Origin of the sequence: Deinococcus radiotolerans (genome assembly GCF_014647435.1) — a bacterium.
GTDB lineage: Bacteria > Deinococcota > Deinococci > Deinococcales > Deinococcaceae > Deinococcus > Deinococcus radiotolerans.
Genome location: NZ_BMPE01000009.1, coordinates 51,056 through 72,022, shown reverse-complemented (window position 1 = coordinate 72,022; position 20,967 = coordinate 51,056). Strand labels below are relative to the sequence as shown.

Below are 20,967 nucleotides of genomic sequence, written 5' to 3'. Positions count from 1 at the left end.
GCGCGGCTCAGCCTCAGGGTGCAGTCTGAGTCCGGTCCTGCGGGCGGCACGCACCTGCTACGATCCACCTCACCGGCGTGCGCCGGACTCCGCGTTCCGGCGCACGTGCCGGCCGGACCAGCACCCGGTTCTGGAGGAAGCCCATGAGCTGGTGGAAACAGAGCGTCGTCTATCAGATCTACCCGCGCAGCTTCAAGGACACCACCGGCGACGGGGTCGGCGACCTGCGCGGCATTACCGAGCAGCTTGACTATGTCGCCGAACTTGGCGCGGACGTGCTGTGGCTCTGCCCGGTCTACGCCTCGCCGAACGTGGACAACGGGTACGACATCAGCGACTACCGCGCGATCATGCCGGAATTCGGCACGATGGATGACTTCCGGGCCCTGTTGGACGGCGCGCACGCGCGCGGCCTGAAGCTGATCATGGACTTGGTGGTCAACCACACCAGTGACCAGCACGCGTGGTTTCAGCAGGCCCGCTCCTCCAGGGACAACCCGTACCGCGACTACTACATCTGGCGGCCCCCGGCGGAGGGCGGCGGTCCGCCCAACAACTGGGGGTCTCACTTCGGCGGGTCCGCCTGGACGCTGGATGAGCAGACGGGGCAGTACTACCTGCACCTCTTCGCGCCTGAACAGCCGGACCTGAACTGGTCGCATCCGCCCGTGCGGGAGGCCGTGTTCGACATGATGCGCTTCTGGCTGGATCTGGGCGTCGACGGGTTCCGCATGGACACCATCAACATGCTCTCCAAGAATCCGGACTTCCCGGACGTGACCGGCGCCCACACGCCGTACCCCATCGCGGAGGAACACTTCCTCAACGGCCCGGACCTCCAGCAGTACCTCCAGGAGATGAAACGCGAGGTCCTGTCGCACCACGACCTGCTGACCGTCGGTGAGACGCCCGGCGTGGATCCCGTGCAGGCGACGGAGTTCACGCACCCGGAACGCGGGACGCTCAGCATGATCTTCCAGTTTGACCACATGCGCCTGGACACCGACCGGACCCACTGGGCGCCCCGCTGGACGTCCCGGCCCTGGACGCTGACGGAACTGCGGGACCTGCTTGGGCGGTGGCAGCGTGAACTGCACGGGCAGGGCTGGAACAGCCTGTACCTCTCCAACCATGACGTGCCGCGCATGGTGTCGCGCTTCGGGAACGACGGCCCGTACCGGGTTCAGTCCGCCAAGCTGCTGGCCACGCTGTTGTTCACGTTGCAGGGCACGCCGTACATCTACCAGGGTGATGAGCTGGGCATGACCAACGTGCACTTTGACTCCATCGACGACTACCGGGACGTGGACACCCTGAACTTCTACCGCGAGGCCCGGTTCGAGCGGGACCTGAGCGAGGCGGACGTGATGGGCATGATCTGGCGCAAGAGCCGTGACAACGCCCGCACGCCCTTTCCCTGGAACGCCTCGGCGAACGGCGGTTTCACCACGGGCGTTCCCTGGATGCCGCTCAACCCGAACTTCCCGCAGATCAACGCCGAGGCCGCGCAGCGCGACCCGCAGTCCGTGTACTGGTACTACCACGCCCTGATCCGGCTGCGGCGGGCGCAGGCGGCCCTCGTGGACGGCCGGTACGACGTCCTTCTGGAGGATCATCCGTCCGTGTACGCGTACACCCGCACGCTGGGCGACACGGAAATCCTGACCGTCCTGCACTTCAGTGACGAGCCCGGACCCTGGCCCGGCGGCCTGCCCCTGCGAGGTGACGCGCAGCTGCTCATCAGCAACTACGGCGCGGACGCCACGGCGGCCCTCCAGCCGTTCGAGGCGCGGGTCTACCAGCAGCGCACCACGTCATGACCGCTGGCCGAGGTCATCAGTCAGGCGGACCTCGCCGGCCCAGTCCGGCCTGACGCCACACCGACGGAACGCCACCCGGTACCCACGCTTCAGGCACGGGCGCCGCGCGGTTCCTGGGTCATGGGGCGGGCATCATCGGCGGGTCACGGTGGCCCGGGTAGCGTCAGCGGCACTCCGGCGCAACCCGGCTCCGGGGTGCCCAAGGAGACACGATGACCCAGAATCCAGTCGGCCCCGACCTCCCTGTAGCACCGGACCGTGTGCTCATCCTGCGCATCTGGCATGAACCCGGCGTACACCATGACCAGTGGCGGGCATCCGTGAAGGACGGCGCGCGGGGCGAGCGGCGGTATTTCGTCAGCATCGATGACTGCATTGATCACCTGTACGGCGAGATGAGTCGCCCGTAGCACGGCCGCGCCGCCTTCGCCCTGTCGCCACTGGTTTCCCAGCGCCCTCGCCGGTCCGCCTGGCCTGCTCCTTTTAGGGGATGGGCTGGGGCGCCGCGGAGGTGCAGACTCCGGTCATGACCGATCCGATCCAGCAGGCCGCGCATCACGCCGCCCTTCAATCCCCGGTACTGAGGCAGGTGATGGTGGTGCTGGCCGCGGATCTGATCGCGCTCCTCGCGGCTGCGTTCGCCGCGCTGCTCATCGTTCGGCGCGCGAACCTGACCCGGGGCACTGCCGTGCGCATCGGCCTGTCCGGCACGCTGGCCGTCCTGCTGACGCTCCTGCTGGGGCACGCCGTTCACGACCCCCGCCCCTTCCTGGCTGAGCACTACGTTCCCCTGACGCACGCCGCGACCGACAATGGTTTCCCCAGCGATCACGTGCTGGTCGCGGCACTCCTGACCGGATGGGCCGCGTGGCTCGGCCGGTGGTGGCCGGGGTTCGCCGTGGGAACCGTGGCGATTGCTGCTGGCCGCCTGGGAGTCGGCGCGCACCACACCCTGGACGTTCTGGGCAGCGTCGTCATTGCGGGCCTGAGTGTCCTCGCGGCGCACCTCGTCCCCCTGAGTGGCGGGTGGACCGCGCCCCTCCTGCCGCTGCGCCGGGGAACGCTCATGCCACGCTGATGACTTGACGCGGTGACGGCTTCCGGTCGGCCGGAACTTCAGGCGCCAGGCCCCAGCCCGGAGACGGCCCGCGCGATCAGGAAAGCCGCGCCGGACGCCGCGGCACCCACCAGCATCGTCTGCACGGCGCTGCGCCACACCGGCGCTCCGGTGAACCGACCTTTCAGCGCCCCGAACACGAACAGCGCGATCAGGGTCAGCACCACCGAAACCAGCAGCGCCTGTTGCAGGGACAGCTGAAGCGCGTAGGGTGCCAGGGGAATAACACCCCCCGCGATGTACGCCAAGCCGATGGTGAAGGCCGACTGAAGCGCCCGTTTTGGGTCCGGTTCCTCAAGGCCCAGTTCCTCTTTCATCATGAAGTTGACCCAGGTGTCCGGCCGGCTGATGATGGCCTGCGTCGCGGATTCCACGGCCGCGCCGTCCAGGCCATAGGCGCGGAACACATCCCGCACCTCCTCAATCTCAAGTTCCCGCTTCTCCGTGATTTCCCGCACCTCGCGGGCGCGTTCCGCCACGTACGATTCGTGCTCGCTGCGCGCCGCGAGGTACCCGCCCAGGCCCATGGCGATACTGCCCGCGGCCATCTCCGCGATGCCGGCCACGAGGACCACGTGCCCACTGGCGACCGCTCCGGAAAGCCCGGCGGCCAGCGCGAACGGCACGGTGAGACCGTCACTCATGCCGATCACGATGTCCTGGACCCGTTCAGAGCCGGTAAAGTGCAGTTCCTTGTGCGTGCTGACCGCTCGGTACATGTGACACTCCTTCACGTCAGTGACGTCTCGCCCTGAGCGTGACCCGGCGGGCCCACGAACTGGGTGAGGCGACCCGGAGCGCCACTTCACGCTTCAATCCAGGGACGCCGGTCAGAACCCTGAAGTGCGCGGACCCCTCACAGGAACACCACTCACACCGCTCAGCCCATGCGAACGGCTGGCTGCGCTGGCCGGTGATCTTCAGGCAGCACACGGTGCAGCTACAGCCTGAGCCCCGGTCGTGGACCGTTCACTTGTCCGGGCAGCCCAGTTCTATTCACCGGGCCGATTGAACCGGCGCTTTCCATCGGCCAGCCGCGTTGCTGGACACAGGCCCAGGCTGGACAATGCAGGCACGCTCAACTCGGCGGAAGGAAGGTACGATGCCACGACCCCGAAACATGCCGCTGTTCATCCTCGTCCTCCTGATCGGCCTGCCCCGCGCTGCTGCGGGCGGCTGGGCTGGCCTGGACGTCCTCACGCCCCCGCGCCTCCCGACCGGTGCGTCCATCCGCGACGTGCAGCTCGCAGCTGATCCGACCGGACCAGTGACATTGGCGCTGATCACCGACGCCGGCGCGGCACGCAGCGGCCGGGGCACCTTCATGGCCCGCACAGTGCAGGCCTGGCAGTGGAACGCGCAGGAGTGGACGCCCATGGGCGGCGTGCTCAACTACGATCAGCCCCGCCCGGCCGCGAACCTGAACCTCACGTTAGACGCGGCGGGCACGCCCGTCCTGGCCTGGAATGAAAATTACGGCGACAACGACGTAGTCGTCTTCCGCGCCTGGAACGGAACCGGGTGGACGAACTGGAAGGACCGTTACCTGGGGATCAGTTCACCGCAGGCCGCGAAGATGCGCGCCGTGGGCGCCCAGGCAGGCGCGCCCGTCCTGCTGTGGGGGGAGAACGCCCGCCAGGGCACCGGCACGGCCCTCACGCTGCGCCGCTGGCAGGACGGCAGCTGGTCCCGCAGCCCCGTCCTTAACAGCACGCGGGGCGACGTCCGGCAACCCACCCTGGCGCTGGGTGCCGCGCAGCAGGTCACGACCGCGTGGGTGCAGGGCCCGATCGACAGCGGTCAGGTGGTGGTCCAGCGGGACATTGGCGGCACCTGGGAGATTCTCGGCTCCCCCGTCAGCCGGCACGCCGGGCGGTACGTCACGGCGCCCCGCCTGGCCCTCGGACCCGCGAACCAGGTGACGCTGGCCTGGCTGGAAGACCAGAGCGGGCAGGACACGCTGTTCGCCGCGTCATGGACTGGTAGCCGCTGGGTGTTCCTAGGCGGCGCGGTCAGCACCGCCTTCGCGTCCTCACCCACGCTGACCCTGGACCGCGCCGGGCGCCCGGTCCTCGCGTGGGTGGAGGATCACGCTGGCACCGGCCAGATCCACCTGGCCCGCTGGACCGGTCAGAGCTGGACGCAAACCGGGCCACTCAATCTGAACCCGAACCGGGACGCGCGGTCCCCGGCCGTGGTCGTAGACCGCGCGGGTCAGCTGATCGTCGCCTGGCGGGAGGACATTAGCGGAACGTACCGCCTGCAACTCCGCCGAGCCACGAACTGAAGGTCATACAGGACGGCGACGCAGTGTGACGTCCTATCTGTCTAGGACCTCCAGGGGACCGGCGCCCACAGTGCCGGTCCCCTGGTCTATAGGGCCTACGGCTGAACGCGGACCAGGGCGAAGTTGGTGTTGTTGGTGGCTTCCAGGCTCTGACCGCCGAGCACGATGCGGCCATTGGGTTGAATGACCAGTGCGCTCGCGAGGTCGGACGCGGTCCCCGCTCCGACTGCCAGCAGTTCTTTGCCGGTTCCGGCGAAGGTAGTGTCCAGCGTGCCATTCACGTTGAGTCGCAGCAGGGCAAAGTCCTGTCCGGTGGAACTGCCCGTGTTCTGCGAGGTGCCGCTCACGACCAGCTTCCCATCCGGTTGCCGTTGGACGGCGTTGGCGACGTCCAGTACGCTACCGGCCACCATGGGCACGAAGACTTTGCCGCCGCTCCCGAAGGTGGTATCCAGAACGCCAGCGGCCGTGAATTTCACCACGCTGATGTCCTGTCCCGTCGTGGTGCCCAGATTGTTGGAGCCGCCGACCACGACCGTGGAGCCGTCCGGCTGGACCACCAGTGCATTGGCGATGTCGTTGCTGGCGGTCTGCACGCCACTGGCGTCCCGGTTCGGTCCAATCGGCGTGACCGAGTACCCCGTCCCGTTTCCCCCAAAACTGGTGTCGAGTGTTCCGTTGGCGCGGTATTTCAGGAGTACGGTGTCGTTGCCGTTGGTATCTCCGGTGGTGCCCGCCGGGGTGGTGGTGCCGACCACGATGATCGTGTCGTCCGGGAGCACCTGAAGATCCTGCGCCCGGTCCCCACTGGGTCCGTTCGTCGTGATAGAGGTCAGGACAAGCCCATTGCTTCCAAATGTGGCGTCCGGCGCGCCATCCTTCGAATAGCGGCCCAGGACGATGTCGTAGCCGGTCGCAGCGGTACCTTCCATCGTGTAGCCCACGATGATCAGCTTGCCGTCCGACTGCTGATCCAGTCCAAACGCAAAGTTGTTGATTGCGGCTGTCCCGGCATTGATCACAACCTTCCCAGCCGTGCCGAAGGAGGAGTCCAGACCGCCGTTCGGCAGGAGCCGGATGAGGAACATGTCCGTACCGGTGGTGCCGCCCGCGTTGGTGGTCGAGCCCGCGATCACGAACTTCCCGTCCGGCTGGCGAACGATAGCCTGCGGCGTATCGACACTCGCTCCCGCTCCTACCGGAGTAGAGAAGGTGCCGCCGGTGCCGAAGGTCGCGTCCAGGGTGCCGTCTGGCAGGTAACGCGCGACAGCGACGTCCGTGTTGTTGTTCGGCGCAGTGGGCCCAGTCCCCTGGTTGCTGGTGCCGGTGACGACGATCTTCCCGTCCGGCTGCAGCACCATCGCCCGGATGACGTCCTGTAACGGGGTGACGGCCGTGAGCACCTGGCCACTCCCGCTTCCGAAGCAGACGTCCCGGCCGCCAGGTGCGGTCAAACTGACGCCCAGGCCATAGAGCGTGTTCGTCGAGGCAGTGCGGACGGTGCAGATGGTGTCGGCGTCGACGAGGGTGGCGCCCAGGGCCGCCGCGCGACTCTGCGCGGCCGCCACCGTCTCCTCCGACACCCGCGTCACCCGGTTGGCGCTGTCCGCGTACACCTCGAACACCAGTGAGAAACTGTACGGGTCATTCGCCGCGTTCGCCTGCAGCGGCAGTTTCACCGCGAACGTGATCAGCCCGTCGAATTGACTCGGGCCGGGATTGGCCGGCAGCGTCCGCCCCGTCCCACTCTTGTTCCGCACCACGAACCCGTACTGGAACACGTCCCGCGCGCCGCTGGGCACGCCCAGAGCCGTGACCTCGCTGCTGCTGAGTGCCTGCAGGTCCGCCTGCGAGGCGTTCACGCTGGGCACGCCGTTCGTGAGCGTCATGCCGACCGTGGGCACGATCTTCGGCGCGAGGCTCGCGTCGGCCGCGGACCCGTCGAAGCGCTTGAAGTTACTCACCGCGGTCCCGCTGATCGTCGCGGGCGCGCTGGCGTCCACGGCCACGAAGGTCAGGTTGCTGCGCGCCGCCGGGCTGGCGGTGGCGCCGTCTGCACTGGCATTGCGGACGTCGTACGTGGCGGAGAGGTAGCGCATGCCGCCAGTGGCGGCGGTGCCGACGTCGAAGCTGCTCTTGCTGGTGGCCCTGGGCGACGTTGCTGAACGCCTGCGCGCGCAGGGCAGGGCCAAGGGCGCGGACGCTGGTGGCGTACAGCTGCGTGCCGATGCCCGTGAAGCTGACTTCCATGCGGCCCAGGGGGACGGGCGCGGTGGGGGCGGTGACGACGGGGGCTGTGGGCGTGGGCGCGGTGGAGCGGGCGGGGGAACAGGCTGAGAGGGTGAGGCTGAGGGCGGCCAGACCGAGGGAGCGCAGGTTCACTGGTGGTCCCTGGGGGTGAAGAACTGCCCGGTGATGGGGACGCTCTGAATGAGGGTGACGGTCGCCCAGCGCCCCAGTGGCGTCAGTTGAGGGGCCACGTACCGCTGAGGCGTGACGCGGGCGGGCGGGCGGGCGGGCTGCACGTTGGAGGTTGGGTCACGTCAGGCAGCGTACCCCTTTGTCAAAAACTTCACATTCATGAACGGGGGGTCGGGGCCTATCCCGGATGGTCACGCCGCTCCCAGACCGCGTTTCTCTCCAGAGTGTCTGCGTCACCCCCCTCGCAAGATGAGGTTTGAGGCCCACGGGGCTGCTCCAGCCTCTCGCCCCAAGTACTGCGCCCGGGGCTGACTGGCACGCACCTCTGTCCATATCCGGGCGCCCGCCACGCAGTTTCGGCGCCCAATCTGCACTACTCAAGTCCTCCATCCTGCCCACGCCAACCCAGGGTCGGGAGTCCCCCAGGGCTGGGCAGACCAGACCGGCCCCAAACCCCGATTTGGGCAGGGCTTCAGGCTACGCCGCGACGGGAAACCCGTCACGCTCTCGACACCCCCACGCACCTGAGGATGTCACCCTGCGCGCCGTGCCCTGTCTGGATGGCCCCCGACAACACGCTGAGATGGACCGGACGGGTGACGGTCTGAGGCGGCACACCGGAGTCCAATTAAGTCGCCGCCTCAGGGTCAGGCCGGTCCGCTCCGCTGCACCCAGCCGAAGGGCGATGCGTGGAGGGTTCAGTCACCAAGTCCCGGACTCTTGTACGGTTCAGCTCGTTTCAGGGAACCGGAACCCGTGCGGTCAGGCGCTCCGGAATGGTGAGGAGACGCGCCAGGGGCCCCAGGCGGGTCCTGAGCCCCTCAGGATGCAGGACCTGATCCTGGAACGCGGTCACCAGGGGGTGCTGCGCGCCGGCTGGCGTGGTGACCAGACCGGTGGTTCGCCAGAGTGGAACGGGAAGGGGCGTGGTTCTGAGGCCTCTGAGGAGGGGCGTGACCACCAGTCGGCTCAGGATCGTGTAGCCCTGTCCGGCGGCGACCATGCCGAGGGCGACGTTGGCATCGTGGAGCCGCACGGCGGGTACGGGTGCGGTGGCGTGGCGGGCGATGTGTGCGGCCACGTGTGGCGCGCAGTCTTCCTCGCAGACAATGAATCGGGCGGCCTGTAGATCGTCCCAGGTGCGCATGGGGGCCGAGTTCGCAGCGCTGACCAGCAGGTACTCGTCACCCAGCACGGGTGTGGTGACCAGGCTGGCGGGCATCGGCAGGCGGCCCAGGCCGAGGTGCACCTGGCCGCTGCTGACCAAGTGCGCCACCTCGTCATGCTCACCTCGGGTGTCGGTCAGTTCGACGTTGACCTGCGGGTAACGCGCACTGAACGGCTGGAGGGCCGGCGTGATCAGGTGGCGCAGAACGCTCCGGCACGAGGCAATCCGGAGGGTCCCGCTGAGCTGGCCGTTCGCGCTCAGGTGCATGGCCTGCACGGCCAGCGCCGCGTGCCGGGCCTGCACCATGACAGCCTGCCCGGCGGGTGTCAGGCGCGCGCCGTGCCTGCCCCGCTCGAAGATCACGACGCCGAGGGCCTCCTCGGCCTGCCGGACGGCGTAACTGAGCGTGGACTGTGCCATGCCCAGCCGTTCGGCCGCGTCACTGAAGCTGCCGACCTCTGCCACGACGAGCAGCGCCGTCAACGGAGTCCGGAGTAGCGGTGAGTGCTCGTTCAGCCAGAGCGCGGAGGGGTCCATGCGTCATCCTAGAGCGCAGGATGACCTCTTTGGGGACGGAACACGCCAGCGCGGCAAAAGCAGACGTGCGGTGGGTTTGGAGGACACACAGGGCGTGCCGCTCACCGCGATGCCCCTGTCGGACGTCCCGTATCCGCTCCGGCGTGCCCTGACCGCGCAGGTCGTGACGGCCACGGCCGCGGCCCGGCGGATGATACCGGCGCGCTCCGCTGTGACGTGAAAGATCACGCCGGGGGCGGCCTGTGTCGAGCCATGGTGGATGCGGCCTGGCGTGCGCGGTGACGGGGACCTTCCTGCATCAGTTCACGCTGGAGGTGGGGCCGCATGGCGTGCGCTTGCCTGCGCTCTACCGGTTTGCTGGATACGCCCAGTGTGGACGAGGTGTTCGAGGAGCACGGCGCGCGGCTAAGGCCATGACGCGCGGCGTTCGAGGCGAAGCTCGGGCAGGGTGTCGCGCTGCGGCGCCGGCCCCGGCTCGCCGAGATCGGGAATGCGGCCGTCCGGGCAGCGTCCCACCTGACCAGCGCCCGGACGGCCGCCCCACTGGACGTCACCTGCGGGAATGCCCGAGCCTGACGCGCCGCTGGTCAGCCTGAGTCCGGGCGGCCCGACTGGCCATTCTTGGGCTCACGTCACGTTGACCCAGTAAGTCATGGGCGGTCCTGGTGGGATTTGGCGGTCAGCTGGGTGGGTTCCGCAGGCGTTTCATGTCATACATGCGGGTGTCGGCCAGCCGGAGCAGCGCGTCGGCACTCCCCGCTTCGGCCCAGGAGGCCACGCCGACGCTGGCACTCACGGCGCTCTGCACGGCCCGCCGCGCCGCGTGCGCGGCCACCTGCACGCACGCCAGCAGGGCGTCCACGCTCACGCCGCTGAGCACGGCGAACTCATCGCCGCCCAGCCGGTAGACCTGCCCGCGGCTGGCAACCTCAGCGTGCAGCGCCTGCGCGAAGACCTGCAGCAGCCGGTCCCCCTGCGCGTGCCCTTCGTGATCGTTTACGCTCTTGAGGCCGTCCAGGTCAATCACGGCCAGATGCACGCCTGGGCCGTGGTGGGCGGCTTCCAGGACGTCCTCACTGAATGCTCGGCGGTTCAGGACGCCGGTGAGGCCGTCCTCACGCGCCTGGGCGTGCGCCCGGTTCAGCGCGGACTGCCGGCGCAGCGCGTGCCCGATGGTCCGGGCCGTGACCTCCAGCAGGGCCCGGTCCGGCGCGCGCCACGTCGTCACGGGATTCCCGGCCAGGCGCATGACCAGCAGCAGCGGCCGCTGCGCACCGTCTCCCAGCGGTATGTACGCCACCTGCTGCACGCCCGCCGCCACGAGTGCGGGGACGGCGCGCGGCTGATCCGCGTACGCCTCCAGGTACAGGGGCTCCGCCCGCTGGCCTACTGAGCCCAGCACCCCCGCTGACCCGCTCAGCAGCGTGGCTGCCGCCTCTTCAACCTCGCTGGAGAACAGGTGCGCGGTCTGCGGGACCCGCACGGCGAGCCCTTCACCGTGCGGGACGAGCACCGCCGTGAAATCCGCCTCGACGGCCTCGCTGACCAGCGCCGCGCACGCCTCAAGGAGATCGTCGAAGGGCAGGTCCACGTCCAGGAGGCGCCCGATGCCCTCCACGACCCGCAGGTGGGCGAGCGTCTGGGGGAGGTCCTCCAGCGGCGCGCCCCCGGTGAACGCGGCGTCCAGCCGCTCCCGCCGCGCCTCCAGTTCCTGCATGACCAGCGCTGCGAGATCCTGAAGCGCGTGCAGGTCCTCACTGGACAGCGGATGCGCCCGCGAATCGGTGACGCACAGCGCGCCAATGCGGTACCCGGACGGGGTGATCAGGGGCGCCCCGGCGTACATGTGCACGTGGGGCGCCCCCAGCACCAGCGGGTTGGCCGCGAAACGCGGGTCGGTTGGCGCGGCCTCGACCACGAAGGGCGCGTCGCCCTGGATCGTCCAGGCGCAGAACGACTGTGACCGGGGCACCTCACTGACCCCTGGGCCGACCATGGATTTACTCCACTGGCGGTGCTCGTCCACGAAATTGATGAGGGCGACTGGCGTGCGCAGCAGACGCGCCGCGAGGCGCGTGAACCGGTCGAATGACTCCTCACGGTCCGTGTCCAGCACCTGATACCGGGCCAGTTCACGGAGGCGCGCCGCTTCATCCTGCGCAGGAGGAGTCAAAGACACCAGTTCAGCATAGTCGCTGCGCCGCTCCCTCAGCTGAATGCAGATTCATGGATGAGCTGGGGCCGCGTGGATTTCCACCCTGCGGATCCGGGTCACCGGGCTGCCCATGGGCGTGACGGACGGGACCGCATTCACGTCCTGACCCCACCGATCCACTCCTGTGCAGGCGGCGGCACGTTCGGTGCTGGTCCGGTCCCTGACCCCTGGCGTTGAGCTGCGCCCGTGGCCGTCTCAGAGACAAGGGCGGGTGATGCTGGGCCTTCATGCGACAGGTGTGTCCATCCGCGTCCAGCGGCGTTGAGCGGTGGCTCTGACACGAGCAGCTGATCTTCACCCTGACCACTCCAGGGGTGACCCATGACGGGCCGCACTGACCTGCGGGCGCAGGCGGTCACCGCCGTGGCGACCGGGGGCCGTTCAAGGTGTCCGATACGGGCATCGGGATGGAACCGCTCACGCGCCTATCTCGCGCATCTGCACGATCTTCCAGCGGCCTCATACCCATGGGCAGTACGACAGGAACGACATCGGCCCGGCCGTCGGCTGTAAAAATCTGGAACACCACGGCGGCCATATGCAAGTGCAGTCCGCGCCCGACCAGGGCAGCGCCTTTCACTTCACCCTGCCCGCTGCGGCAGAGCGGTGCAGAGAAAAGCCGGGAGAGCCCAGTGGTGCCGGTCCATCCCGGCGGCCCTCGGGGTCCACGGGCCAGCGCTGGACTGACACCACCGGGCTCACGGTCGGCGAGGACGGGATGATCACCGTCGAATCGGGGCTGGGCACAGCCCAGACAGATCTATCCTCCCCCGCGGGCCTTCCTTCGATATGAAGGGAATTCCTTCATACAGCTCATGACTGGGCCGCTCAGCCGTTATCGTTCAGTCAGAGTCATGTCCACCTTCCGCCCATCAACGCCCCGCGCGGCGGTCGCCTGCGAGTGCCTGAACCTGCACCCGGCGCCCGGCGGTGACCTGAGTGGGATGCTCATTCATTCACCGTCCGTGCACGTGCGCCGTCGCCTGGCCCTGCATCTCGCCGCCAGCGCCATTCCTCACGAGCCGCTTCCGAACAGCATTTGGCTGCCGCAGGTCACCGCGTCCCTCCTGCACGCCCTGCTTGAACCGTTCTCGTCCGTCGAGCGCGCCGAACTGCACGCCGTGCCCTACGCCGCTCCCGGCGCCCAGCCGGACGTGTGGCAGCTCGCGCCACTAGAGCGCTGGGCGCAGCGGCTTGACGCCGACTGGTTCTTCCCCGCCTCTGAACAGTTGCAGTTCCACCTACAACCTATTGCTGATCTGCGCAGTGGACAGGTCTACGGCTACGAGGCGCTCGTCCGCGCCCACCACAACGGCGCCCTGGTCGGCGCTGGACCCCTGCTGGACGCCGCCGCCGCGCACGGGCAGGGGCGCGCGTTCGATGCGCTGGCCCGCCGCGGCGCGATCCGGCAGGCGTACCCCCTGCTGCAGCCCGGCGAGGTGCTGTTCATCAACTTTGCCCCGGGCGTCGTATATAACCCGGACGTCTGCCTGCAGACCACCTTCCAGACCTGCCGGGAGGTCGGCGCGGACTTCAGTCACCTGCTGTTCGAGGTCACGGAAAGCGAGGCCTTCCCTGACCTTCACCTGCTGGGCCGCATTCTGGACCGCTACCGCGCCGAGGGCGCCCAGGTCGCGCTGGATGACCTGGGCGCCGGGCACACCAGCCTGACGTTCCTGGCGCAGCTGCGACCCGACGTGGTGAAACTCGACCGGATGCTCATCCGCGATCTGCACGGCGGCGACCCGCGCCTGGCGCTGATCCTGGCGCTGATCCGGTACGCGCACGACCTGGGCATCCGCGTGGTGGCCGAGGGCGTCGAGACGGCCCGGGAACTCAACCTGGTGCGGGAACTGGGCGCCGATTACGCGCAGGGGTACTTCCTGGGCCGCCCGGCACCGACCGCGCAGGGCCTCCACCCGGACTGCCGCTCCATCTGGCCGTCAACCTAAGCGGAGGGTCCGAATCGCTGGGCCCTCAGGGCAGAGGTGAAGGTGCTGAGGGACCCACCTGTATGGCGGGACGGTTGCGCCGACCGCCGGGCCTTGATGTGGGGTTTCGTACGGGCCATGTCAGATGGCGCAGCGTACCGTGCAGGGATGACGGGTGCCCCCCTTCCGCCTGACGAGTACCGCCGCCTGCTGGACCTGGCCCGGTACCAGATTCTTGACAGCGCGCCAGAAGAGGATTTTGACCGTATCACCCGCCTCGCCGCGCGCGTCCTGCGGACCCCGGTGGCCATCCTGAACCTGGTGGATCAGCACCGACAGTGGGGCAAATCCGTGTACGGCATGACCGACAGCACCGCGCCCCGTCCCTCGTCATTCTGCGCCTGGACGATCCTTCAGGACGAACCCACGGTGATCGAGAACGCCACCGCCGACCCCCGGTTCCAGGACAATCCCATGGTCGTCGGGGAGCCGCACATTCGCCTGTACGCGGGCGCGCCCCTGACCACCCCGGCCGGGCAGCGCATCGGCTCACTGTGCGTGGTGGACCCCGAACCCCGGACGCTTGACCAGGAGGACCTGCTGGCCCTGCAGGACCTCGCGGCGCTTGCCATGCAGATGCTGGAACTGCGGCGGCAGCTGCTGGACGCAGAGCAGCACGCCAACGCGCAGCAGCAGCAGGCGGCGGAACTACGCCGCACCCTGGATCAGGCGCGGATTCTGGAGGGCGTCAGCCGCCTGATGGACCTGGACCTGGACCCCGAGCAAGCCACACTCTCTGCCGCGAGCCTGATCAGTGAAGCCACGGAAGCGGATTACACGTTCCTGCTGACCTGGCGGGGCGAGACGTTTACCGTGCACACCGCGTATCAGCGCTCCGGTCAGGCGGACCTCAGCCAGCTGGCTCAGGACCTCCCGCGACTGGGGGGCGTGACGGCCACGCTCCGCGACCGGAACGAGCCGCTGTACCTGCATAACTACAGTGCCCACCCGCAGGCGCTGGCCTCGGCGGGGGACGTGGATCAGGTGGCGTGGGTGCCGCTGGGCGCCGCGGGGGACCAGCCGGCGCTGCTGATGGTCATTCGCGTGAAGGGCAATCCCGTCACGGGCTGGCGCAGCGGGGACCGGACCCTGCTGGAGGCGACGGGACGCACCATCCGGCACGCGCTGCAGCGGCACGACGCGCTGAACCAGGCGCAGCGGCAGGCCCGCCACGACGCCCTGACGGGCCTGCCGAACCGGCGCGCGTTCGACGAGGCCCTGGCCGCGCGGTGCGCCGCGACCTCGCCCTTCACGCTGGCGCTGGTGGATCTGGACGGCCTGAAAGCCGTGAATGACCGCGAGGGGCACGGTCAGGGGGACAAGCTGCTGCAGGTGTTCGGGCGGGCGCTGGCCGCCGAAACGGGACCGGGCGCCGCGTACCGGCTGGGAGGCGACGAGTTCGCGGTGCTGATGCCGGCAGAGGCGGAAGGTGACGTGCTTGAACGAATCGACCTGGCAATGAGTGCTGCGCAGGCCGTGTCCGTGCAGCGGACCGGGGCCAGCACGGGCGTGGTGCAGTCCGGCGAGATGACGACCCCGGAAGCACTCCTGGCCCTGGCGGACGAACGCATGTACACCGTGAAACGCCGCCGCCAGAAGGGCCTGGAGCGCCTGCTGACCTGAGTGCCACCGGGTTGAGGTCTGCGCGGCACGGTGGGAGCGTGGCCCTCTCCAACGGTGGCCCAGCCGCTTCTCCCAGGCCAGAGTTGAATGGACAGAGCGGGAGGATCGGCGGGAACCGACTGAACTCCGCTGCGCCGCTCACCACTCCACTGGGCCACTGGGGCCTACCTGTGGGTGATGTCCCGCTCCTCCTGCCTTGGCCCCAGCCGCACGCTGTGATGTCACCTCAACCCGTGCTGACGCCCGGCCAACTTCAGGCCGTCATCGATGCTGGTGGGGACTGCATGGTGATTCTTGACCTGGACGCGCGGCTCCTGAGCCTGAATCAGCGGGGCCTGGACGTCCTGGGCATTCCTGACTTCCCGGCGTGTCACCTGATGCCCCTGACGTCCTTCTGGAGCGGTGAGGCCGGCGCGCAGCTGGAGTCAGCGCTCGGGGCGGCCCGCTCCGGGGAGTCCCGGACATTCGCCGGGCCGGGTCAGACGTTCACGGGAGCGCCGAGGTGGTGGTCGGTGACGGTCGCGCCGCTGCGGGACGAGGCGGGTCAGGTCACGTACCTGCTGGCAGCGCTGCGGGATGTCACGGCGCAGACGACCACGGAACTGGCCCGGCAGGGCGTGCAGGCGAACTTGCACCTTCAGGCGCAGGGGCTTGAGCGCCGCGTGCAGGAGCAGACGCTGGAACTTGAGGCGCGCGCGACGGCGCTGGACGCGTTCGTGCGGTTCACGGAGGCCGTGGGCACGGATATCGATCAGCGCCGACTCGCGCAGCAGGCGGCGGAGGTCGTGCAGGCCCATGTTCATGAGGTCAGCGTGGCGTACTACGAGCTGGACGCGCCCGCCAATGTCTGGCGGCGCGCCGACTGGTCCGGGAATGAGCGCGTGGACGTGGTCACGTGGCTGCCGGCGGACGTGCCCGTCCACGCGCCGGAGTTCAGCGAGGCGGTGCGCCGGGGGGAGCCGGTCTTCGTGGAGGGCCGGGGCGACGCGCCGGTGAATCCCCAGGACTTCGCGGCTGGCTTCGCGCCCGTCACGGTCCGGGGGGAGGTCAGCGCGATCATAGCAGTGGGCCGACCGGCCGACCGGTGGACGGCCCGGGATCAGGCGATCGTGCGGGCCGTCGTGCGGGGCTTGAGTCTGGCCCTGGAACGGGCCGAGCAGGCGCTGGAACTGACCCGGCAACGCGACGATCTGGACCGCCGCGCGCAGCAGCTCGAGACGCTGCTGCTCCTCACGGAGGATCAGGGCGAGGCGCCTGATCCCCTGACCCTGATCGGGCGGGCGCAGGAACTGGTGCTGGAACTTCTGCCGCCCGGGTTCGCGGCGTACTACGAGGCGCAGGGCGGCCGGTGGCAGGTGCGTGTCCAGACGGGCGAGGCCCGGTCGGCGGCCATGCAGGCGCTGATCGACGCGGGCTTTCCGGTGGGGACGACGCCCAGTTTCGATCAGGTCGCTCATTCGAGCGAACCGGCCTTCGTGGACGTGTACGACACCGCCGCCGATGTGGACCCGGCCGAGGCGCAGGACGTGGCGGCCCACGCGACCCTGCCGCTGATCACGGGCGGGCGGGTGCGGGGGCTCTTCAACGTGCCGCTCTTCGGGTCGCGGTCCTGGAATCCGTCGGATGAGGCGGTGCTGATCACGACCATGCAGCACCTGGGGGTGGTGATCGAGCGTCTGGAGCGTAGCGCGCAGCTGATCCGGTCGAATGCGGAGTTGCAGGCGTCGAATCAGGAACTGGAGGCGTTCACGTACAGCGTCTCACACGATCTGCGGACGCCCGTGCGGCACGTGGAGGGGTTCGCCACGTTGGCCCTGAAGGAACTGGAGCGGGGGGACGTGGCCCGCGCGGAGCGGCACCTGCGGGTGGTGGTGGGCGCTGCGGAGCGCATGGAATCGGTGCTGGACGCCATGTTGACGCTGTCCAGGGCGGGCCGCTCCGCGCTGACCGTGCAGGCGGTCTGCCTGACGGAACTGGTCGATCAAGTGCTGAAGGACGTGACCCTCCTCGACCCGGATCATGCCGTGACCTGGACGGTGGACCCCCTGCCGGTCGTGCAGGGGGACCCGGGCGCCCTGGAGCAGATCTGTCGGCACCTGCTGGAGAATGCCGTGAAGTTCAGTCCCGGACCGGCCCGCGTGCACGTCTGGGCGCAGGAGCGGCCGCAGGAGTGGGCGCTGTTCGTGCAGGATGACGGCGTGGGTTTCGACCCGGTGTACGCGGGGCGGCTGTTCGGGGCGTTTCAGCGCCTGCACACCCAGCGGGAGTTCGCCGGGGCGGGCATTGGCCTGGCGACCGTGAAACGCCTCGTGACGCGGCACGGCGGGCAGGTGTGGGCGGAGGGCCGCGCCGGACAGGGCGCGACCTTCGGGTTCACCCTGCCGAAAACGCCGGGCCCGTAAGTCCACAGGGGACCGCCAGGGCAGGGGCACGAGGCGACCCCTGAACCGCACCAGTCGGGGACGGTTCGCAAGGCCGCCCTCAGGCGCGGTTGAGGAACGTCCGCTCGAAGTCCGGGACGTCCAGCGGCCGGGCCAGGTGGTAGCCCTGGCCCAGGCGGCAGCCCAGGTCGATCAGCAGGCGCCGCTGGGCGGCCGTCTCGATGCCTTCCGCCACGATGTCCATGGACAGGGACTGCGCGAGGGTGACGACGCTGCGCAGCAGCGCTTCACGCCGCGGATCGCCTTCCAGGCCCCACACGAACGCGCGGTCCAGTTTCAGCACGTGAAAGTCGAGCGTGTGCAGCGTCGCGAGGCTCGAGTGGCCCGTGCCGAAATCATCCAGGGCCAGCTGGACGCCCAGCGCGCGCAGCTGCTCACACTGATGCCGGGTCCGGTGCACGTCCCGCATGACGGCACTCTCCGTGATTTCCAGCTGAAGGAGGTCCGGTGGGAGTCCGGCGGCGTCGAGAGCGGCCCGCGTGACCTGCGCGAAATCGGAATGCAGGAATTGCAGGGGGCTGACGTTGACGGACACCTGGACGCGCCGGCCGGCCCGGCGCCACGCGGCGGCCTGCTGAACCGCCTGGTTCAGCACCCACTCGCCCAGCTGGAGGATCTGCCCGGTTTCCTCCGCGACGGGGATGAATTCGTCCGGGCCGACGCGCCCGAGGAGGGGGCTGTGCCAGCGGGCGAGCGCCTCGGCGGCCAGCAGGTGACCTTCGCGCAGCGTCTGGATGGGCTGGTACTGCAGGTGCAGGGCGCCCCGGTCCAGCGCGCCGCGCAGTTCCACGCTCACGGCGTGCCGCCGGGCCCGCTGCCGCGAGAGGTCCAGGTCGAACAGGCCGACGCTGCTGCGGCCGCTGCCCTTGGCGCGGTACATGGCGAGGTCCGCGTTGCGCAGCAGGTCCTCGAACGTGTCCGCGTCGGTGGGGGCCAGGGTCACGCCGATACTCACGGCGAGGTGCAGGTCGTACCCGCCGAGCGTGACGGGACCGCCCAGCGCGCCGCGCAGCTGCTCGGCCCGGAGGTGCGCTTCGTGGGGGTCCGTCACGGGCAGGAACACGCCGAATTCGTCGCTGCTCAGGCGCGCCGCCACACCCTCCGGGCCGGTCCAGGTCCGCAGGCGCGCGGCCACGGTGCGCAGCACCTCGTCCCCGACGCCGTGCCCCAGCGCGTCATTGATGTCCTTGAAGTGATCGAGGTCCACGAGCATGACGGCCAGCGGCGCCCCGTCCGCGGTCGTCTGGCGGAGGGCGGCCCGGCCCTGGGCGGCGAACGCGCGGCGGTTGGGCAGGCCGGTCAGGTCGTCATGCGCTGCCAGGCGCTCAAGCTCGGCCTGGAGGGTCACCTGCGGCGTGACGTCCTGCGCGGAGATGACCGCCTGGCGCAGCCCCTCCCCGCGTGGGGTCGGCAGGGGCGCGGCGTTCAGGGACCACCACGTGACGGCGCCACCCGCCTCGTGCCCGACCACTTCCCGGTGAATGCGTTCGCCCTGAAGGGCCCGCACGGTGGGCAGGCGCTCGGGCGCCAGGGGCCTGCGGTCCGGGCCGAGGAGGTGCAGGTCCGTCAGCGCGCGGTGCGGCGCGGCCTCGGGGACGTTCAGCATCTGCCGGGCGCTGCTGTTGAGGGCCGCGCTCTCGCCGTCCTCGCGGATCAGGATGACGCCCTCGTCCAGCGCGGCGATGATGGACCGGGACTGCGCGTCCCGCTCCGCGAGGTCCCGCAGCAGCCCGGCCCGCTGGACGGCCGCGCCGAGCACGCCGGACAGGTCCTGCAGGCGCGCGGGCCGTGGATCGGCGGCGCTCAGCTCGTCCGGCAGTGTGATGAGCAGCGCGGCCGTCCACTGACTCTGCGTCGGCAGGATCAGCAGGTGCGTGCGCGGCGCGCCGGGGACCGCCTGCCAGGCGCCGCGTTCGCCCGGCGCGGCGCCCGGTTGGCTGGGCAGCGGCCCAGCGATCGGTGCGCCCCAGTGGGCCAGCACCTCGCAGGGCGCCGCGCCGTCCGGGCACGCCAGGAGCATCACGCCCTGCGCGCCCAGCAGCTGCGCCGTTTCCTGCACGACCCGCGCCAGGAGGCTGTCCGGATCCGTGTCCTGCGCCAGGACCTCAATCAGGCGGTGCCGGTCGGTGAGGACCTGCGTGCGCTCGAGCTCGTCGGTGACGTCCTGCACCACGCCCATCAGGACGGGCGATTCACGCTGCGCTGCGTGGATGGGGACCACGTCGGACACCACGGCCCGGTACGCCCCGTCGGACCGGCGCACGCGGCCCCGCAGGCGGAACGGGCCGCCACTCTGCTGCCCACGGGCAATCTGCCGCTGCACGTCCGCGCGGTCGGCGGGATGCACGGCACGCAACCAGCCGAAGCCCAGTGTCTGCGCCCCGGACTGTCCCGTGTAGGCACTCCAGCCGGGCTGAGGCTCCGTGACGCGCAGATCCGTGTCCGACGTCCACGTGAACGCGCTCGTGGCTTCGGTCAGCAGCCGGTAGCGCAGCTCACTGCGCCGCGCCTCCTCGAACAAGCGGGCGCGGTGGAGGGCCTGCGCGCAGTGCGCGGCGAGCGTGGAGAAGAACGTGCGCTCCAGCTGGTCAAAGCGGCGCAGCTGCTCGAAACTGAAGGCCAGCACGCCCAGGACGGGCCCCCCGCCCACCCGCAGGGGCAGGCACGTGAAACTCTGAAAGCTGGTCTGGTCATGCAGGTCCGAGAACTGCGCGCGGGCCGCCTCGCTACTCAGGAACAGCGGCTCCCCCGTGCGCTGCACGCGGGCCAGCGGCACGTCCAGCTGCACCGGGAAGGACGCCCAGCGGCGCATGAGGGGCGCCTCATAGCCGACGTGATGCGTGATGGACAGTGTCCGGCCGTCCGCGCTGGCCAGGGCCACCACGCCGCCGTATTGGCCCCAGTCGCTGCGCGCGAATTCCAGGATCGCCTGCGCCACGTCGTCCAGCGCCGCCGCGGCGTTCAGGAGGGTGTTCAGGGCCAGCAGGCGCTGCTGGTACTGCGCGGACCGCTTCGCCTGCGTGACGTCCCGGAAGAGTACCCCGACCCCTTCCGGAACCGGCAGGACGCGCAGGTGCGTCCACAGGTCCAGCGGCGGGTAGTACTCCTCGAACTCGACCGCTGTCCGCTCCTCCATCGCCTGGCGGTACGGCGCCCCGAAGCGTTCGGCGGTGTCCGGATACTCGGCCCAGATGACGCGGCCCAGCAGGTCCTCGGCGCGCCGCTTCAGCACCCGCAGCGCCACCTGGTTGAGGTACAGGTACCGCCACTCGCGGTCCAGCACCATGTACCCGTCCGAGATGAGTTCCAGGAAGTGCTGGGAGGGCAACGGGGACGGTTCAGCCATG

Annotated in this window: 13 protein-coding genes; 7 read left to right on the top strand and 6 right to left on the bottom strand. The window is 69.6% G+C overall.

All coding sequences use genetic code 11. The features are described from left to right. Window positions 1-143: 143 nt before the first annotated feature. The 3 genes from IEY63_RS14355 to IEY63_RS14345 all read left to right on the top strand — a co-directional run bounded on the left by IEY63_RS14355 (window position 144) and on the right by IEY63_RS14345 (window position 2,898). Complete coding sequence (locus IEY63_RS14355) at window positions 144-1,820, top strand: glycoside hydrolase family 13 protein (RefSeq protein WP_189069686.1); 1,677 nt, start codon at window positions 144-146, stop codon at window positions 1,818-1,820. 212 nt (window positions 1,821-2,032) lie between these two features. Next, the gene (locus IEY63_RS14350) at window positions 2,033-2,230 is read left to right on the top strand and encodes a hypothetical protein (RefSeq protein ID WP_189069685.1); all 198 of its coding nucleotides are present in this window, start codon (window positions 2,033-2,035) and stop codon (window positions 2,228-2,230) included. A gap of 116 nt (window positions 2,231-2,346) precedes the next feature. Further along, a complete protein-coding gene (locus tag IEY63_RS14345; RefSeq protein ID WP_189069684.1) occupies window positions 2,347-2,898 on the top strand; it encodes a phosphatase PAP2 family protein in 552 nt (183 codons plus the stop codon). A 38-nt stretch (window positions 2,899-2,936) separates the two neighbouring features. On the opposite strand, the gene IEY63_RS14340 is transcribed toward IEY63_RS14345, so the two are convergent. Further along, a complete protein-coding gene (locus IEY63_RS14340) occupies window positions 2,937-3,656 on the bottom strand; it encodes a VIT1/CCC1 transporter family protein (RefSeq protein WP_189069683.1) in 720 nt (239 codons plus the stop codon). A gap of 383 nt (window positions 3,657-4,039) precedes the next feature. Between IEY63_RS14340 and IEY63_RS14335 the strand changes: the two genes are divergently transcribed. After that, the gene (locus IEY63_RS14335; protein ID WP_189069682.1) at window positions 4,040-5,224 is read left to right on the top strand and encodes a hypothetical protein; all 1,185 of its coding nucleotides are present in this window, start codon (window positions 4,040-4,042) and stop codon (window positions 5,222-5,224) included. A 95-nt stretch (window positions 5,225-5,319) separates the two neighbouring features. Here IEY63_RS14335 and IEY63_RS14330 read toward each other — a convergent pair whose 3' ends face one another. From IEY63_RS14330 to IEY63_RS14315, 4 genes are all read right to left on the bottom strand, one after another. Continuing rightward, on the bottom strand, window positions 5,320-7,323 hold the full coding sequence (locus tag IEY63_RS14330) for an NHL repeat-containing protein (RefSeq protein WP_189069681.1): 2,004 nt from the start codon (window positions 7,321-7,323) through the stop codon (window positions 5,320-5,322). Window positions 7,324-7,602: 279 nt separating this feature from the next. Continuing rightward, window positions 7,603-7,749 carry a hypothetical protein gene (locus IEY63_RS14325; protein WP_189069680.1) on the bottom strand — a complete coding sequence of 49 codons (147 nt, stop codon included), beginning with the start codon at window positions 7,747-7,749 and terminating at the stop codon, window positions 7,603-7,605. A gap of 635 nt (window positions 7,750-8,384) precedes the next feature. Beyond that, a complete protein-coding gene (locus tag IEY63_RS14320) occupies window positions 8,385-9,350 on the bottom strand; it encodes a LysR family transcriptional regulator (protein WP_189069679.1) in 966 nt (321 codons plus the stop codon). A 679-nt stretch (window positions 9,351-10,029) separates the two neighbouring features. Continuing rightward, complete coding sequence (locus IEY63_RS14315) at window positions 10,030-11,529, bottom strand: sensor domain-containing diguanylate cyclase (protein ID WP_189069678.1); 1,500 nt, start codon at window positions 11,527-11,529, stop codon at window positions 10,030-10,032. Window positions 11,530-12,419: 890 nt separating this feature from the next. Between IEY63_RS14315 and IEY63_RS14310 the strand changes: the two genes are divergently transcribed. From IEY63_RS14310 to IEY63_RS14300, 3 genes are all read left to right on the top strand, one after another. Continuing rightward, complete coding sequence (locus IEY63_RS14310; protein ID WP_229784728.1) at window positions 12,420-13,517, top strand: EAL domain-containing protein; 1,098 nt, start codon at window positions 12,420-12,422, stop codon at window positions 13,515-13,517. A gap of 147 nt (window positions 13,518-13,664) precedes the next feature. Further along, window positions 13,665-15,179 carry a sensor domain-containing diguanylate cyclase gene (locus IEY63_RS14305; protein ID WP_189069677.1) on the top strand — a complete coding sequence of 505 codons (1,515 nt, stop codon included), beginning with the start codon at window positions 13,665-13,667 and terminating at the stop codon, window positions 15,177-15,179. 218 nt (window positions 15,180-15,397) lie between these two features. Then, entirely contained in the window at window positions 15,398-17,581 is a 2,184-nt protein-coding gene (locus IEY63_RS14300) for an ATP-binding protein (RefSeq protein WP_189069676.1), read from the top strand. Window positions 17,582-17,660: 79 nt separating this feature from the next. Here the strand turns inward: IEY63_RS14300 and IEY63_RS14295 are convergent, their stop codons facing one another. After that, window positions 17,661-20,966: an EAL domain-containing protein gene (locus tag IEY63_RS14295; protein ID WP_189069675.1), complete on the bottom strand. Its 3,306-nt coding sequence runs from the start codon at window positions 20,964-20,966 to the stop codon at window positions 17,661-17,663. Window position 20,967: the final 1 nt, after the last annotated feature.